The sequence below is a fragment of the Lysinibacillus sp. CTST325 genome, from assembly GCF_054665055.1.
Map to the genome: position 1 here is coordinate 159297 of NZ_BAAFHO010000004.1, position 14993 is coordinate 174289.

Here is a 14993-nt window from a genome sequence, read left to right on the forward strand (position 1 = left end):
AGCTGGGCCTATTCTAAGGCTGCAGCTCCACCAACGATTTCTGTAATTTCTTGTGTAATCGCCGCTTGACGCGCACGGTTATATTGCAATGAAAGGTCTGAAATAAGATCAGATGCATTATCAGTTGCATTTTTCATAGCCGTCATACGAGAAGCATGTTCACTTGCTTTTCCATCTAATAATGCGCCGTAAACTAAGCTTTCCGCGTATTGTGGAAGTAATACTTCAAGAATTGCTTCACCAGATGGCTCAAATTCGTAAGAAGCATTACTGCTAGCAGGTGCAAGATCCGTTAATGGAAGAAGTTTTTTCTCTGTCACTTCGCTAGCAATAGCGCTGACAAAGTGATTGTAGTACATATAAAGTTCATCATACGTACCATCAGTGAACATACCAACAGCTTTACGAGCGATTTCTTTAATATCAGCAAATGATGGTTGGTCCGGAAGACCGACAACATCGCTGATGACATTATGATCACGTTTCACAAAGTAGTCACGAACAACTCGACCTACCGCTAAAATAACGTATTCGTCTTTTGATTTATGACGCTCGTCAATTGTACGTTGTACTTGACGTAGGATACTTGAGTTGTAAGCACCTGCAAGACCACGGTCAGAACCAATGACTAAGTAAGCTGTTTTCTTAACAGGACGAGCAGTTAACATTGGATGTCCACTGTCTTTTGTTCCTGAAGCGATCGCGCCTACTACATCCTGGATTTTTTCCATGTAAGGAACGTACGCTTTAGCGTTTTGCTCTGCACGACGTAACTTGGAAGAAGAAACCATCTGCATCGCTTTCGTAATCTGTTTCGTACTCTTTGTAGAATTAATACGACCTTTAATTTCGCGTAAGTTTACCACTGGTATTTCACCACCTTTTGTTTTTTAATCAAGTGACTAGCTCGAACTTATTCTGATTTAGCGAAAGTTTTTTTGAACTCAGTTAAAGCTGCTACGTAATCAGCATCAGGAGCAAGCTCTTTTGTAGTACGAACATGATCTAAAACGTTTGTGTGGTTTGTATCTAACCAGCTTAAGAATTCACCTTCGAAACGAACGATATCTTGTACTGGAATATCATCTAAGTGACCTTTAGTTAATGCATAAAGGATAGCAACTTGCTTTTCAACTTTAAGTGGTTTGTTTAGGTCTTGTTTAAGAACTTCAACCGTACGTTTACCACGCTCAAGTTTAGCTAGTGTGATTTTATCTAAATCAGAACCGAATTGAGCAAATGATTCAAGTTCACGGAATGCAGCTAAGTCAAGACGTAGTGTACCCGCAACTTTTTTCATTGCTTTAATTTGAGCAGATCCACCTACACGTGATACAGAAAGACCGGCGTTAATCGCTGGACGTACACCTGAGTTGAATAAGTCAGATTGTAAGAAAATTTGTCCATCAGTGATTGAGATTACGTTAGTTGGGATGTATGCAGAGATATCCCCAGCTTGTGTCTCAACGAATGGAAGAGCTGTAATAGAACCATTTTGGTATGTTTCGTTTAACTTCGCAGCACGTTCAAGTAAGCGGCTGTGTAAGTAGAAAACGTCACCAGGGTATGCTTCACGACCTGGAGGACGGCGTAGAAGAAGTGAAAGTTCACGGTAAGCTGATGCTTGTTTAGAAAGATCATCATACACGATTAATACGTGCTTACCTTGTAACATGAATTCTTCTGCCATAGAAACACCAGCAAATGGTGCTAAGTATAGTAATGGAGCTGGTTGAGATGCAGCAGCAGTTACAACGATTGTATAATCTAATGCACCGTGCTTACGTAACGTTTCAACTACACCACGTACAGTTGATTCTTTTTGACCGATAGCAACATAGATACAAATCATATTTTCACCAGTTTGGTTTAAGATTGTATCGATTGCTACAGATGTTTTACCTACTTGACGGTCACCGATGATTAACTCACGTTGACCACGACCGATTGGTACTAAAGCGTCAATCGCTTTGATACCAGTTTGTAGTGGTTCGTGTACTGATTTACGAGCCATTACACCGAAAGCTGGACTTTCGATTGGACGAGATTTTGTTGTGTTGATTGGACCTTGTCCATCCACTGGTTGACCAAGTGGGTTTACAACACGGCCAATTAGTTCTTCACCAACTGGTACTTCCATGATACGACCTGTACGACGAACTTCATCGCCTTCTTTGATGTCAGCGTATGGACCTAAGATTACGATACCAACGTTACCTTCTTCTAGGTTTTGAGCCATACCCATAACACCGTTAGAGAACTCTAGAAGTTCTCCAGCCATGGCGTTGTCGAGGCCATGAGCAAGAGCGATACCGTCACCAATACGGATAACTGTACCAACTTCGCTTACTTTAAGTTCAGATTCATAATTCTCAATCTGTTGTTTAATCAGACTGCTGATTTCTTCAGCCTTGATGCCCATGTATGTCACCTCTCACATTTCTAAATTATTAACCGATTAATTCACGTTTTAGGCGCTCAAGCTTGTTCGCTACTGAGCTATCATAAATATGATTACCGATTTGAACACGAATACCACCAAGAAGTGATGGATCAATTTCGTTTGTAATGTTTAATGTTTGTTTCCCTACAAGTTTCGCAAATGTTGTAGAAATATTAGCGCTTTCTTCAGCAGAAAGTGCACGAGTAGAGAATACTGTTGCATCTGCAGAACCTTGTGCCTGTGCAGCAAGCTCAGCATATGCGTTCGCAATAAGCTTCACTTCGTTTACACGTTTTTTCTCAACAAGTAGTTGAACTGTGTGTAAAACCTCTGGAGTTGCACTTGCAAAGATTTCAGCTACCATTTGTTTCTTACGTTCGATAGAGAACTTAGGAGCATTTAATAGTGTTAAAAAATCAGGAGATTCTTTGACTACTTTTGTTAGCTCGTTTAAGTCTGCTCCAACTTCAGCAAGAATGTTTTTTTGTTGCGCTAATTCAAAAAGCGCCTGAGCGTAACGTTTTGCTACAGTTGAATTACTCATCGAGCTTCCCCTGCCTTCGCAATCGTCTCTTCAATTAGAGCACGGTTGTCTGCCTCAGAAATCTCTTTGCTAAGGACTTTAGATGCTGCAAGTACAGATAATGAAACGACTTCATCACGTACAGCTGCAATAGCTTTTTCTTTTTCAGACTCAATTTCACGTAAAGCCGATTCTTTTAAGCGGTTTGCTTCATTGCGAGCTGCAGTAAGAATTTCTTCTTTTTGCATTTCGCCTTGCTTCTTAGCGCCCTCAACAATCGATTGTGCTTCCGTACGAGCTTCTTTAAGAAGGCTCTTTTGTTCTTCTAAATATTGGTGAGAATCTTTGCGAGCTTTTTCAGCTGCTTCGATTTCACTAGCTACTAATTCTTCACGTTGTTGCATGATGCCCATAAGTGGACCCCAAGCGAACTTTTTAAGTAATAGCATTAGTAATAAGAAGATAACTAATGTTGCGGCGATATCACCACTATTGAAACCAGGACTAGCGTTGCCTAGTACAAGATTATCTAAAAACACGATTGTTTCACTCCCTTCAAGAGCTTTGACTTCAACATAATAATTTAGTTACTTGAGAAACTTCCTATTTTAAAAAGCTATATTTACACATAGCTTTTATCCGTTCCAAAATGAAGGGCGAAGTTTCATCTGAAGATTCCTGCTTCGCCACTAGAATTCAGTGTACAACTGAATTATTTGTTCATTACGATGAATGCGATTACTACTGCGATGATTGGTAGGGCTTCAACTAATGCTACCCCGATGAACATTGTAGTTTGAAGAACGCCACGTGCTTCTGGTTGACGAGCGATACCTTCTACTGTTTTTGAAACGATAAGACCGTTACCGATACCTGCGCCAAGTGCACCTAGACCGATTGCGATTGCTGCTGCTAATAAACCCATTTGAAAATTTCCTCCTTGGAATTGTTTGTTTTTTTTTTGGTTCAAGCATAAAGTGTATGCTTTATATTAATGGTCATCGCTCACTTTATGAGCCATGTAAACCATTGTTAACATTGTGAAGATAAAGGCTTGGATAAAGCCGATGAAAATAGAGAAACCTTGCCATGCCATCATTGGAACAATTGCTCCGATGAATCCAACTGGACCCGTAACAGCTAAACTTGCGATTAAGCCAAGTAGAATCTCACCCGCATAAATGTTACCGTAAAGACGAAGACCTAATGTTAAAGTGTTCGCAAACTCTTCAACGATTTTTAGCGGAAACATAAATGACATTGGTTTGAAGAATGTACCAACATAATGGCCTGTCCCCTTCATTTTAATACCATAGAAATGTGTTAAGGCTAAAATCATTACTGCAAGCGTCATTGTAACAGTTGGGTCAGCTGTAGGAGATTTCCACCAAAGTTCGCCGTTATAAGCGATAGAGAATGGAAGACCTAATAAGTTAGATACAGCGATAAACATAATTAACGTGATACCTAAAATATGGAATCGTCCACCAGTTTTCCAGTCCATGTTGCTTTTGATGATGTTCTTTACGAAATCCATAATCCATTCCATAAAGTTTTGCATACCTGTAGGTTTTAGCTTAAGGCTTCTAGTTGAGATAAATGCGATTAAGAAAACGATTACAGCCGCAACTAGTAACATCATCACAGTTGAAAGGTTGAATGTTAGCTTAAACAACCCAAAATCAACTACTTGTAATGGAGCTTCATGATTCATTGTTATTTTTCACCTCTCTTTCTAATTTAAAGCACATTAGCGGTTCCTTACATGTGACACAATTCTCTCGACAAAGAGAAAAACGTACGGAATCATTAGCCCTATGACCGTGCTAATTAAGTGAAAATAGTTTGGCAACGAAATGGCTAAAGCGACTGCCGCTACACCTGATCCAAAGCGAAGCATTGTCCCAAGTGAGCCTATTTTCTTCCCTTCACTAATGGATCTATCAAACTTCTCCATACGGCGAACTAAAATCCAAAAATTATACGTACCAAAGAATGCACCGATTGCGATGCCCGCAAAAACCGTCTGATAGGGTGTAAATCCCCAGCCTAATGCACAGAGTGCGAGCAAAAAAAATAACGCTCTCTTCTGCACAGCAAAAATGTGATGCAAATCTAGCATTGGTTTGTAATCTCCTGAATCATTTTTTCGAGTAAAGAAACGTTTGCTGACCACTATGTGAAATCAGAAAAGAGCAGTGAAAAACACTACTCACAGCGGAATAGTAACGGGAGAGCGTCATTTTGAAATTACAGGTGTAAATCCCAAAAAATATCTTACACCCCGAAACGCACAAAACGTTGCAAATCGACAGTTTATGGTTTGAACTGTCAATTTAGTAGAAACTTGATATAACAAGTGTTTCAACCTCTATTTACGATTTGAAACCCTTATCATTATTACCCTTTGTAAGCATACAATAGGAGATATTTGAAGTCAATTAGTAAAGGAGAAAAACTTCACAGCCACTATACTCTTGTCAAATTGTTGACAAATTTGTGTATGAAAATTCATAGCTTTAAAATCAATGTTCACGTTTGCGCAAAAAAAAGCTAATTCACGACACATTTATGCTCGCAAATTAGCTCACTCATCACAATTAGTACATTAGACTCATTTTTCATTTCCGAAAAGGGATATTACTTGCTTTTTTGTAAAAACTCTAAAAGAGCCTTCACAATACGTTCAGAAGCATGTCCATCACCATAAGGGTTGGATGCTTTTGCCATAGCTTCATAGGCAGTTGAATCTTCTAGCAATTGCTTAGCTAGAGAGTAGATTGTTTCTTCTTCCGTGCCTGCTAGCTTTAGAGTCCCTGCAGCAATACCTTCTGGGCGCTCTGTTGTATCTCTAAGTACTAAAACTGGTTTACCTAATGAAGGGGCTTCTTCTTGGACGCCACCTGAATCGGTTAAAATCATATAAGAATTAGCCGCAAAGTTATGGAAATCAAAGACCTCAAGAGGTTCAATTAAATGTACACGCTTATGATCTCCTAAAATCTCATTTGCTATTTCTCGTACAGCTGGGTTCATATGAACTGGGTAAACAACTTGTACATCCTCATGCTCTGCTAAAATTCTAGTAATCGCTCTAAACATATGACGCATAGGCTCTCCTAGATTTTCACGACGATGTGCTGTTAATAAAATCATACGATCTGATCCTATTTTTTCTAGCACAGGGTGTGTGTAGTGTTCATTTACTGTTGTGGCTAATGCATCGATAGCTGTGTTACCAGTAACAAAAATAGTGTCAGAATTTTTATTTTCATCTAAAAGGTTTTTCTTTGATACTTCCGTTGGTGCGAAATGAAGGTCAGCCATAACACCTGTTAACTGGCGGTTCATTTCCTCTGGGTATGGTGAATACTTATTCCAAGTTCGAAGACCTGCTTCCACATGGCCGATTGCAATTTGGTTATAAAATGCAGCTAGACTTGCAATGAAAGTTGTTGCTGTATCGCCATGGACTAAAACAATATCCGGTTTTGCTTCTTTCATGACTTTGTCTAAGCCTTGTAATGCATTAGTCGTCACGTCAATTAATGTTTGACGATCCTTCATAATGTTTAAATCGTAGTCTGGTGTTATTTTAAATGTTTCTAAAACTTGATCGAGCATTTGGCGATGTTGGGCTGTTACCGTCACAATCGATTCTATTTGCTCAGGATGCTTTTGTAATTCCAATACTAGTGGGGCCATTTTAATAGCCTCTGGTCTCGTACCGAAAATCGTCATTACTTTCCATTTTTTCGTCAAAACGATTTGCACCGTCCTTTGTTATATTTGTATGAAAAGTGCTTTACTTCCATTGATTTGCGTCATATGAGGCAAGTGTCGAACTTTAAGAGAAGTAATTCGCCTAACATACTATGAAACGTCCTTCAATATTGAAGGACGCTCCCAAAAATTATAAGTTTCCTAAAAATTACATACTGAACCTATTTTCACGGCTTATCATCATAACGTAGGTTGATTTCCGTTACGACTGGGCGCTTTTCTGGGGGCGTCCGATGAGCCGCTTCGCTTCGCTCCAGGGTCTCATCTGTGACGCTGATCCCCTAGGAGTCGCCCAGTCTCCACTCCAATCAACTTATCATCATGATATACGTTTTAACAAAATGTCATCCCTATTTTCCGTTGTTGAATCTTGTTAATACCATTGAATAGTGTTCAGTGTTATTTTGTACCAAATAGGCGGTCGCCTGCATCACCTAGACCAGGAACAATGTAGCCATGGTCATTTAGTTTTTCATCAAGTGCAGCAATATAAATATCTACACCTGGATGCTGTTCTTGAATTTCTTTTACACCCTCTGGCGCAGCGATTAAGCACATAAATTTAATGCTTTTCGCACCACGTTTTTTCAGTGAGTTGATCGCTTCCACTGCCGATCCACCTGTTGCAAGCATTGGGTCTACAATGATGAAATCACGTTCTTCTACATCTGCAGGAAGTTTTGCATAGTATTCTACAGGTTTTAACGTTTCTGGATCACGATAAAGACCGATATGACCAACTTTAGCTGCTGGAATTAGATTTAATACGCCATCTACCATGCCAATACCTGCACGTAAAATCGGTACAATCGCAATTTTCTTACCAGAAAGTACTTTTGTTTTAGCAACTGTAACAGGTGTCTCAATTTCAATTTCCTCTACTGGCATATCACGTGTAATTTCGAATGCCATTAATGTTGCAACTTCGTCTACTAGCTCACGAAATTCTTTTGTTCCTGTATTCTTATCACGAATATAAGTTAACTTGTGTTGGATTAGTGGATGATCAAATACGTATACTTTGCTCAAAGGGATTCTCTCCTAACCGTTCGGATTTCATTTTTATCTCACCTAGTATAACAGAAAAAAGGAGTCGTCTCAAAAATAAATTTGGGACAACTCCTTTTCAAGAATGTTTGCTACATATACTAGCGATTATTTATCGAGTATTGCATCTAACTGTTCTATTGTCATCGGCTTGTAATAGAAATAACCTTGTCCTACTGTACAGCCGAGTGCACGTAAAATTTCAACCTGCTCTTTATTTTCAATACCTTCTGCAACTGAAGTCATTCCTAAGTTTAATGCTAATTGAATAATGGATCGCACAATAGCAAGTGTAGCTGCATCATTTATATCATTAATAAAGCTTCGATCTATTTTCATTTCAGTAAACGGTAGTCTTTGTAAATAACTTAGTGATGAAAAACCTGTTCCAAAATCGTCCACCGAAGTTTTAAAGCCATACTCCTTTAATTCCTGAATAATAGAAAAAGCAGTCTGAAAATCAACTAGTCCAATATTTTCAGTTACTTCTAAAATGATATATCTCGGATCAATATCGTATTTCCGAACGAGCTCCAGTGTATCCTGTACGAAATTAGCATAGTAAAAATGATTAGGCGAAATATTTACTGCTACTTTCACTAATTGTTTCCCTAATCTTTTGCGCTCTGCTAGCCAGGAAAGAACAATCTCTAATATTTGATTATCTATTTCTCGTACCTTTCCTGCACTTTCTGCCACAGGAATAAAAATTGCCGGTGACACGAAACCGAGTTTTGGCGAAATCCAGCGGGCAAGCGCTTCAATACTTTGAATCTCACCTGTCCGTAAATCAACCTTTGGCTGTAAATTCACCGAGATTTCTTTATTTTTTATTGCTTGTGCCAAATGATTTAACACTGTCATTTGCTGCTCGAGCACATCATTTCTTTCTTGAGTAAATATTTCCATATGAGTGCCTGGTTTATTGGCAGCAAACGATACAGCATTATCTGCAAAGCGAATCGCATCAGCAATTTTTATGTCATTGCTATATAAAGCAATTCCAGTTTTAAGTGTAATATAAATTTGCTTTCCACCCACAATAAAGGGCTGACGAATAATCTCTTTTATACGCCTCTTATAATAGAAGAAATCTTCATCGGATGCCGCATTTGCAATGATTAAACTAGAACTTGTAAATCTAGCAATATATTCGTTATAATCATGCTTCTCTTCATTTAAACGTTTAGCAATTTGTCTTAAAAGTTCATCTCCCGCTTCACGACCATATAATTCGACAATTTGATGGAATTCACTTGGCTTTAAGATTTTGATATTACCATTTTGACCGTATTCTTTTTCTACCTTGTTTAAAAAACCATGTCGATTGGGCAGCCCCGTTGTAATATCGATATAGGCTAAATCACATATCTTTTTTTGTACTTTTGCATATGAGTTGGCCAATGCAACAAGGGCACCGATTTTTCGGAACATAGATTCAAAAGACTTTAGGTCAGTACTAGAATGTTGCCTTAAAAACATTGCGAACAATCCAATTGCTTGATGTTGTTGATTGTATATTGGCATAAACCATCCAAATGGCATTTCAGATGAATTAGCAAACATTTTATGTTCTATTGGAATATCAATTTCATCCAAACTCTTAACTAGAATAGATGTCTCCTCTTGCATAACTCTCTTAAAAAATTCTTTGTTATCACAACGCTCCGGCAAACCTTTTATTTTGTCGTTCCCTTTAAAAATTTGTAATTGATCTGCCTCTGTTTTGACAAGTACCATACTTGACATGTTCGGCATAAAAAATTCATCTAGACTACTGCAAATAACACTCATCTTTTTATCAAAGGAATAGTCCTTTTCAATCGCTTCGTACATAGTTTTCTCAAGGCGCATTAAAAATTCTTCGGTATGATAGTAAGTAACATCCTTCACAACTACTAGGACAAATAATGTTTCATTTTTATTATTTTGAAATGGGAGTGCTTGTATCTCTGCCCAAAAAGGAGATTTATCGAAGCAACTATGGTGCAATTTTGCTTGTACTATGACTCCGCTATGTATTTTATCTTTAATCATTTCAATAGTTGTCTGTTCTTCGTTTGACATCAATGAAAAATAATCGTTATTTATTATTTGCGAACGAGTAGTATTTGTAAGTGCACAAAAAGAATCATTACATTCTACTATGCAATGGTTATTTGTTGCATCAAAAATAACGTAACTTTCTTTAGAATTATCACCTAACCTTCGAATTGTATTTAATAGCATTTCATGTTCTATGATCATTGTTTTAGTAGTCATTCTGCCCCTCCTCCCTTTATCTCTATCAATATGCCTCGGCATAATTGCGTCTTCTATTCAGCAGGTGTTGGGACACTCGCTGAAAAGTAACTTAAATCCGCATTTATCTCACCACCTATAGAGGTGTGAGACTTCTGTATCCGGCGCTTTGCTTTCGCTACAGAAAATAATAATTGTAGCTGATGCTTCGCTTTCGCTACTAAAACATCTGCTGAAAAGAAGTTAAATCTCTCTTACATTGTATATAAACATTCAATATTTTGTCACTTTTATGAAAACGATACAGGACATTATCTGTCTCTCTACTATATAATATATCCTTTCTTACTAAGTTTATGTAAATAAATTCAAAAATGAGAGTATTTTATTTCCAAATTAGCGAAAAATAGCTCACCACCGAAACGTATGGTCGATTTTCGTTCCACTTTGGATAACATATTTCTGTGCGAAAGCGAAGCGACAGCAAAAGGGTTTTGTCTGTGTGAAAGCGAAGCGACAGCAACAAGGTTTTATCTGCGCGAAAGCGGAGCGGCAACGGCAACAATATGAAGTGGGTCACGAGGAATTATCACAGGATATTGCCCCGCTCCACGGCTCATCTGTGACGCTAATCCTCAAAAAATCGCCCAGACTTCACTACAGACAATTGCAAAAAAAAACTGTGGTTAAAGTGTATTTATCACTTTAACCACAGCCTTATCTATTAGATTATACGTATAATGGATGTTTGTCAGTTAATGCTTTTACGCGAGCTTTCGCTTCAGCTTTTACTGCTTCATCTTCTGGATTTTTAAGAACCGTAGCAATAATGGCACCTACTTCTTTCATGTCCTCTTCATTGAAGCCACGAGATGTTACTGCCGGTGTACCAATACGGATACCAGAAGTTACGAATGGAGATTCTGTATCGTAAGGAATTGTATTTTTATTTGTTGTAATGCCTACTTCGTCAAGTGCGTGCTCTGCTACTTTTCCTGTTAGGCCAAGAGATTTCACATTAAGAAGTAACAAGTGGTTATCCGTACCACCAGATACAATTTCAACACCTTCTGCAATTAATACTTCTGCTAAAGCTTTTGCATTAGCTTTAATTTGCTTTGCATACTCTTTGAATTCTGGTTGTAATGCTTCACCGAATGCTACAGCTTTTGCAGCGATTACGTGCATTAATGGTCCACCTTGGATACCTGGGAATACAGATTTGTTAAGCTTTTGCTCCCATTCTTTCGAAGCAAGGATTAAACCACCACGTGGGCCACGTAATGTTTTATGTGTTGTAGATGTCACAAAATCAGCGTATGGCACTGGTGATTGGTGCTCACCAGCAGCTACAAGACCAGCGATATGCGCCATATCCACCATGAAATATGCTCCTATTTCATCAGCGATTTCACGGAATTTAGCAAAATCGATTTCTCGTGGGTAGGCAGATGCACCTGCAACAATTAGTTTTGGCTTATGTTCTAACGCTTTTTGGCGTACATCTTCATAATCGATTACTTGCGTATCTTTTGTTACGCCATATTCAACGAAGTTATATAGAATACCTGAGAAGTTTACAGGAGATCCATGTGTTAAGTGACCACCATGAGATAGGTTCATACCAAGTACAGTATCACCTGGTTCTAAAATAGTGTGGTATACAGCCATGTTTGCTTGTGCACCAGAGTGTGGTTGTACGTTTGCATATTCTGCTCCAAAGATTTCTTTCACACGATCACGTGCGATATCTTCCACAACATCTACGTGTTCACAGCCGCCATAGTAGCGTTTACCTGGATAACCTTCAGCATATTTATTTGTTAGAACAGAACCTTGTGCTTCCATTACTGCTTCAGATACAAAGTTTTCTGATGCGATTAACTCAATATTTGCTTGTTGACGTTTTTTTTCCGCAAGAATTCCGTCTAATACTGCTTTGTCTTGTACCGCTAATTTTTCGTATGCCATGTTTGAAAAAGCCTCCTAAGTATAATCATTCTTTGTATACCACTGATTTCAGAGGTAATTTTATTTATATACTGCACGTTCTCCGCCAATCAGCTTTGGACGTGTTGTTGCAATTGTCACAACTGCTTCTCCTACCATTCGCACAGAAGTACGAACTGGAACAGCTACTGCCTTTAAATGCATACCTATAAGTGTTTGACCAATGTCAATCCCTGCATTTGCTTGCACAGTTTCCACAACAACTGGATTTGTAAATTGCGTAAATGCATAAGCAGACATCGAACCGCCTGCTGTACGAACTGGTACAACTGTTACTGGTTCATAACCATATTGATCTGCCGTTGTTGCTTCCATTGTAATAGCACGATTAATATGCTCACAGCCCTGGAACGCTAGATGTAGTTGATGTTTCTTTGCAAATGCCTGCAACGGCTCAAAAATCGCCTCTCCAATTTCAAGCGCGCCTGCTGTGCCAATTTTCTGACCAATCACTTCAGATGTCGAGCAACCTACAACAAAAATAGTATTTGGTCGTAGGGTTACCTGCTCTTCAAATTCACTGAGTAACTGAGTCAAATGTGTTCGTATTTGTTGAACAACCACTATGCTCAGCCCCTTTATTTCTAATATTTATGTCCAACAGCTAAAAAGCACTCTTTGACGAAACTTTCTAGCTTAGGACATATGTTAACAAACTTAATTGCTTTTCTTATTGCTCAAGCTCAGCGATTTTTTCAATGCGTCGCGTATGACGACCACCTTCAAAATCTGTTTCAAGCCATACTTTAGCGATTTCACGTGCAAGGCCTGGCCCAATAACACGCTCACCCATTGCTAAAACATTTGAATCGTTGTGGCAACGCGTTGCTTTTGCGCTAAATAAATCATGCACTAAAGCACAACGAATCCCCTTAATTTTATTTGCAGCAATGGACATACCAATGCCTGTACCACAAATTAAAATACCTTTATCAAATTCCCCGCTAGCAACACCTTCAGTAACTGGTTTTGCATAATCAGGATAGTCTACTGAATCCGCAGATTGTGGACCAAAATCTTCGTAGCTAATATGTAGCTCATCTAACAGCTGCATAATCTCACGACGTAAGTTATTGCCTCCGTGATCAGAAGAAATTGCTATTCTCACTGGGTTCCCTCATTTCGATATTATAGTCAACACTAGTGTACCACTTCTATCTCAAGAATAACATGATTTTTCTTGCATTTTTATGCTGATTTCTCCTAAAAGACGAACATTTCTTGTAAGAACGAACAAAATCATTCACTTTTAATCTCATTTACCTGTGGATATTGTGAATATCATGTTGATAAATTCGGATAATGGTCTTTTGTTACAATATTCTAACTTCTAAAATTTTTTACCTTTGCAATTGCAGTGGACATGCTATATTAATATTTTTTCTATGTATTGCCAGTAGTTAGCACTATAGAGGGATTCTTTGCAAAATGCGAGTGTGGCGTAATGGATGTGAAGCTTTCTTTTTTGATGTTCTATCCGTCGATGTAGCTCTTCTTGCCGTCGGTTTCTTCTCTTCATCCGTCGCTTCGGCTTTTCTTTCCGTCGTTGCCGCTCCTCTTTCCGTCGCTTGGTGGGCTATCCTTCACTCCTGCTCTTCTTTCCGTCGGTTTCTTCTCTCTATCCGTCGCTTCGGCTTTTCTTTCCGTCGTTGCCGCACTTCTTTCCGTCGCTTGGCGGGCTATCCTTCGCTTCGGCTTTTCTTTCCGTCGTTGCCGCTCCTCTTTCCGTCGCTTGGCGGGCTATCCTTCACTTCGGCTCTTCTTTCCGTCGGTTTCTTCTCTCCATCCGTCGCTTCGGCTTTTCTTTCCGTCGTTGCCGCTCCTCTTTCCGTCGCTTGGTGGGCTATCCTTCACTCCTGCTCTTCTTTCCGTCGGTTTCTTCTCTCTATCCGTCGCTTCGGCAGTTCTTTCCGTCGTTGCCGCTCCTCTTTCCGTCGCTTGGCGAGCTATCCTTCACTTCTGCTCTTCTTTCCGTCGGTTTCTTCTCTTCATCCGTCGCTTCGGCTTTTCTTTCCGTCGTTGCCGCACTTCTTTCCGTCGCTTGGCGGGCTATCCGTTACTTCGGCTCTTCTTTCCGTCGGTTTCTTCTCTCTATCCGTCGCTTCAGCAGTTCTTTCCGTCGTTGCCGCTCCTCTTTCCGTCGCTTGGTGGGCTATCCTTCACTTCGGCTCTTCTTTCCGTCGGTTTCTTCTCTCTATCCGTCGCTTCAGCAGTTCTTTCCGTCGTTGCCGCTCCTCTTTCCGTCGCTTGGCGGGCTATCCTTCACTTTGGCTTTTCTTTCCGTCGCTTCGGCATTTCTTTCCGTCGCTTGGCGGGCTATCCTTCACTTCGGCTCTTCTTTCCGTCGGTTTCTTCTCTTCATCCGTCGCTTCAGCAGTTCTTTCCGTCGTTGCCGCTCCTCTTTCCGTCGCTTGGCGAGCTATCCTTCACTTCGGCTCTTCTTTCCGTCGGCTTCTTCTCTCCATCCGTCGCTTCAGCAGTTCTTTCTGTCGTTGCCGCTCCTCTATCCGTCGCTTCGGCATTTCTTTCCGTCGTTGCCGCACTTCTTTCCGTCGCTTGGCGGGCTATCCTTCACTTCGGCTTTTCTTTCCGTCGGTTTTTTCTCTTCATCCGTCGCTTCAGCAGTTCTTTCCGTCGTTGCCGCTCCTCTTTCCGTCGCTTGGTGGGCTATCCTTCACTTCGGCTTTTCTTTCCGTCGGTTTTTTCTCTCCATCCGTCGCTTCAGCAGTTCTTTCCGTCGTTGCCGCTCCTCTTTCCGTCGCTTGGCGGGCTATCCTTCACTTTTGGCTTTTCTTTCCGTCGCTTTCCTCTCTCTATCCGTCGCTCCGGCAGTTTTATCCGTCACTGCTCTCTTCTATCCGCCGCTTTGTAGGCTTCTTTCACTTCAGCTCTTCCATCTCGCCACTTTCATCTCTACAGGCACCATGCCACAAGTCTTAATACGAC

Annotated in this window: 16 protein-coding genes; 3 read left to right on the forward strand and 13 right to left on the reverse strand. The window is 40.0% G+C overall.

The genetic code is table 11. The annotated features are described in order from the left end of the window. Window positions 1-8: 8 nt before the first annotated feature. The 8 genes from atpG to wecB all read right to left on the reverse strand — a co-directional run bounded on the left by atpG (window position 9) and on the right by wecB (window position 6728). Window positions 9-866: an ATP synthase F1 subunit gamma gene (atpG, locus tag ACYQ73_RS12375; protein WP_053484440.1), complete on the reverse strand. Its 858-nt coding sequence runs from the start codon at window positions 864-866 to the stop codon at window positions 9-11. Window positions 867-913: 47 nt separating this feature from the next. After that, the gene (gene atpA / locus ACYQ73_RS12380) at window positions 914-2422 is read right to left on the reverse strand and encodes a F0F1 ATP synthase subunit alpha (protein WP_370044621.1); all 1509 of its coding nucleotides are present in this window, start codon (window positions 2420-2422) and stop codon (window positions 914-916) included. Window positions 2423-2450: 28 nt separating this feature from the next. Further along, the gene (locus tag ACYQ73_RS12385; protein WP_142509184.1) at window positions 2451-2987 is read right to left on the reverse strand and encodes a F0F1 ATP synthase subunit delta; all 537 of its coding nucleotides are present in this window, start codon (window positions 2985-2987) and stop codon (window positions 2451-2453) included. Further along, window positions 2984-3505, reverse strand: coding sequence for a F0F1 ATP synthase subunit B (gene atpF / locus ACYQ73_RS12390; protein ID WP_132360364.1), 522 nt, complete (start codon window positions 3503-3505; stop codon window positions 2984-2986). Before atpF ends, ACYQ73_RS12385 begins: the two co-directional genes overlap by 4 nt. 173 nt (window positions 3506-3678) lie before the next feature. Next, on the reverse strand, window positions 3679-3891 hold the full coding sequence (gene atpE, locus ACYQ73_RS12395) for a F0F1 ATP synthase subunit C (protein ID WP_049668022.1): 213 nt from the start codon (window positions 3889-3891) through the stop codon (window positions 3679-3681). Window positions 3892-3957: 66 nt separating this feature from the next. After that, complete coding sequence (atpB, locus tag ACYQ73_RS12400; RefSeq protein WP_460012774.1) at window positions 3958-4680, reverse strand: F0F1 ATP synthase subunit A; 723 nt, start codon at window positions 4678-4680, stop codon at window positions 3958-3960. A 36-nt stretch (window positions 4681-4716) separates the two neighbouring features. Then, on the reverse strand, window positions 4717-5088 hold the full coding sequence (locus ACYQ73_RS12405; RefSeq protein WP_197139682.1) for an ATP synthase subunit I: 372 nt from the start codon (window positions 5086-5088) through the stop codon (window positions 4717-4719). Between the two features lie 518 nt (window positions 5089-5606). Beyond that, window positions 5607-6728 (reverse strand): non-hydrolyzing UDP-N-acetylglucosamine 2-epimerase, encoded by a 1122-nt coding sequence (wecB, locus tag ACYQ73_RS12410; RefSeq protein ID WP_460012775.1) that lies wholly within the window; start codon window positions 6726-6728, stop codon window positions 5607-5609. Window positions 6729-6982: 254 nt separating this feature from the next. Here wecB and ACYQ73_RS12415 point away from each other — a divergent pair, with 254 nt between their 5' ends. Then, window positions 6983-7126, forward strand: a complete 144-nt coding sequence (locus ACYQ73_RS12415; RefSeq protein WP_460012776.1) for a hypothetical protein — start codon at window positions 6983-6985, stop codon at window positions 7124-7126. 22 nt (window positions 7127-7148) lie between these two features. Here the strand turns inward: ACYQ73_RS12415 and upp are convergent, their stop codons facing one another. Both upp and ACYQ73_RS12425 read right to left on the reverse strand, forming a co-directional pair. Continuing rightward, window positions 7149-7778 (reverse strand): uracil phosphoribosyltransferase, encoded by a 630-nt coding sequence (gene upp / locus ACYQ73_RS12420; RefSeq protein ID WP_460012777.1) that lies wholly within the window; start codon window positions 7776-7778, stop codon window positions 7149-7151. Between the two features lie 126 nt (window positions 7779-7904). Further along, window positions 7905-10058, reverse strand: a complete 2154-nt coding sequence (locus tag ACYQ73_RS12425) for an EAL domain-containing protein (protein ID WP_460012778.1) — start codon at window positions 10056-10058, stop codon at window positions 7905-7907. Between the two features lie 481 nt (window positions 10059-10539). Here ACYQ73_RS12425 and ACYQ73_RS12430 point away from each other — a divergent pair, with 481 nt between their 5' ends. Then, window positions 10540-10746, forward strand: coding sequence for a hypothetical protein (locus ACYQ73_RS12430; RefSeq protein ID WP_460012779.1), 207 nt, complete (start codon window positions 10540-10542; stop codon window positions 10744-10746). A 20-nt stretch (window positions 10747-10766) separates the two neighbouring features. Here the strand turns inward: ACYQ73_RS12430 and glyA are convergent, their stop codons facing one another. The 3 genes from glyA to rpiB all read right to left on the reverse strand — a co-directional run bounded on the left by glyA (window position 10767) and on the right by rpiB (window position 13155). After that, complete coding sequence (gene glyA, locus ACYQ73_RS12435) at window positions 10767-12008, reverse strand: serine hydroxymethyltransferase (protein WP_460012780.1); 1242 nt, start codon at window positions 12006-12008, stop codon at window positions 10767-10769. Window positions 12009-12068: 60 nt separating this feature from the next. Beyond that, on the reverse strand, window positions 12069-12611 hold the full coding sequence (locus tag ACYQ73_RS12440) for a TIGR01440 family protein (protein WP_460012781.1): 543 nt from the start codon (window positions 12609-12611) through the stop codon (window positions 12069-12071). Between the two features lie 106 nt (window positions 12612-12717). Continuing rightward, window positions 12718-13155 (reverse strand): ribose 5-phosphate isomerase B, encoded by a 438-nt coding sequence (gene rpiB, locus ACYQ73_RS12445; protein WP_400725737.1) that lies wholly within the window; start codon window positions 13153-13155, stop codon window positions 12718-12720. A 326-nt stretch (window positions 13156-13481) separates the two neighbouring features. Between rpiB and ACYQ73_RS12450 the strand changes: the two genes are divergently transcribed. Then, window positions 13482-14987 carry a hypothetical protein gene (locus ACYQ73_RS12450; RefSeq protein ID WP_460012782.1) on the forward strand — a complete coding sequence of 502 codons (1506 nt, stop codon included), beginning with the start codon at window positions 13482-13484 and terminating at the stop codon, window positions 14985-14987. Window positions 14988-14993 lie beyond the last annotated feature (6 nt).

What these genes read in the sequence shown, in the direction of transcription:
- atpA (WP_370044621.1), bottom strand. Translation starts at nt 2,422, where the DNA reads ATGGGCATCAAGGCTGAAGAAATCAGCAGTCTGATTAAACAACAGATT.
- ACYQ73_RS12385 (WP_142509184.1), bottom strand. Translation starts at nt 2,987, where the DNA reads ATGAGTAATTCAACTGTAGCAAAACGTTACGCTCAGGCGCTTTTTGAA.
- atpE (WP_049668022.1), bottom strand. Translation starts at nt 3,891, where the DNA reads ATGGGTTTATTAGCAGCAGCAATCGCAATCGGTCTAGGTGCACTTGGC.
- atpB (WP_460012774.1), bottom strand. Translation starts at nt 4,680, where the DNA reads ATGAATCATGAAGCTCCATTACAAGTAGTTGATTTTGGGTTGTTTAAG.
- ACYQ73_RS12405 (WP_197139682.1), bottom strand. Translation starts at nt 5,088, where the DNA reads ATGCTAGATTTGCATCACATTTTTGCTGTGCAGAAGAGAGCGTTATTT.
- ACYQ73_RS12415 (WP_460012776.1), top strand. Translation starts at nt 6,983, where the DNA reads ATGAGCCGCTTCGCTTCGCTCCAGGGTCTCATCTGTGACGCTGATCCC.
- ACYQ73_RS12425 (WP_460012778.1), bottom strand. Translation starts at nt 10,058, where the DNA reads ATGACTACTAAAACAATGATCATAGAACATGAAATGCTATTAAATACA.
- glyA (WP_460012780.1), bottom strand. Translation starts at nt 12,008, where the DNA reads ATGGCATACGAAAAATTAGCGGTACAAGACAAAGCAGTATTAGACGGA.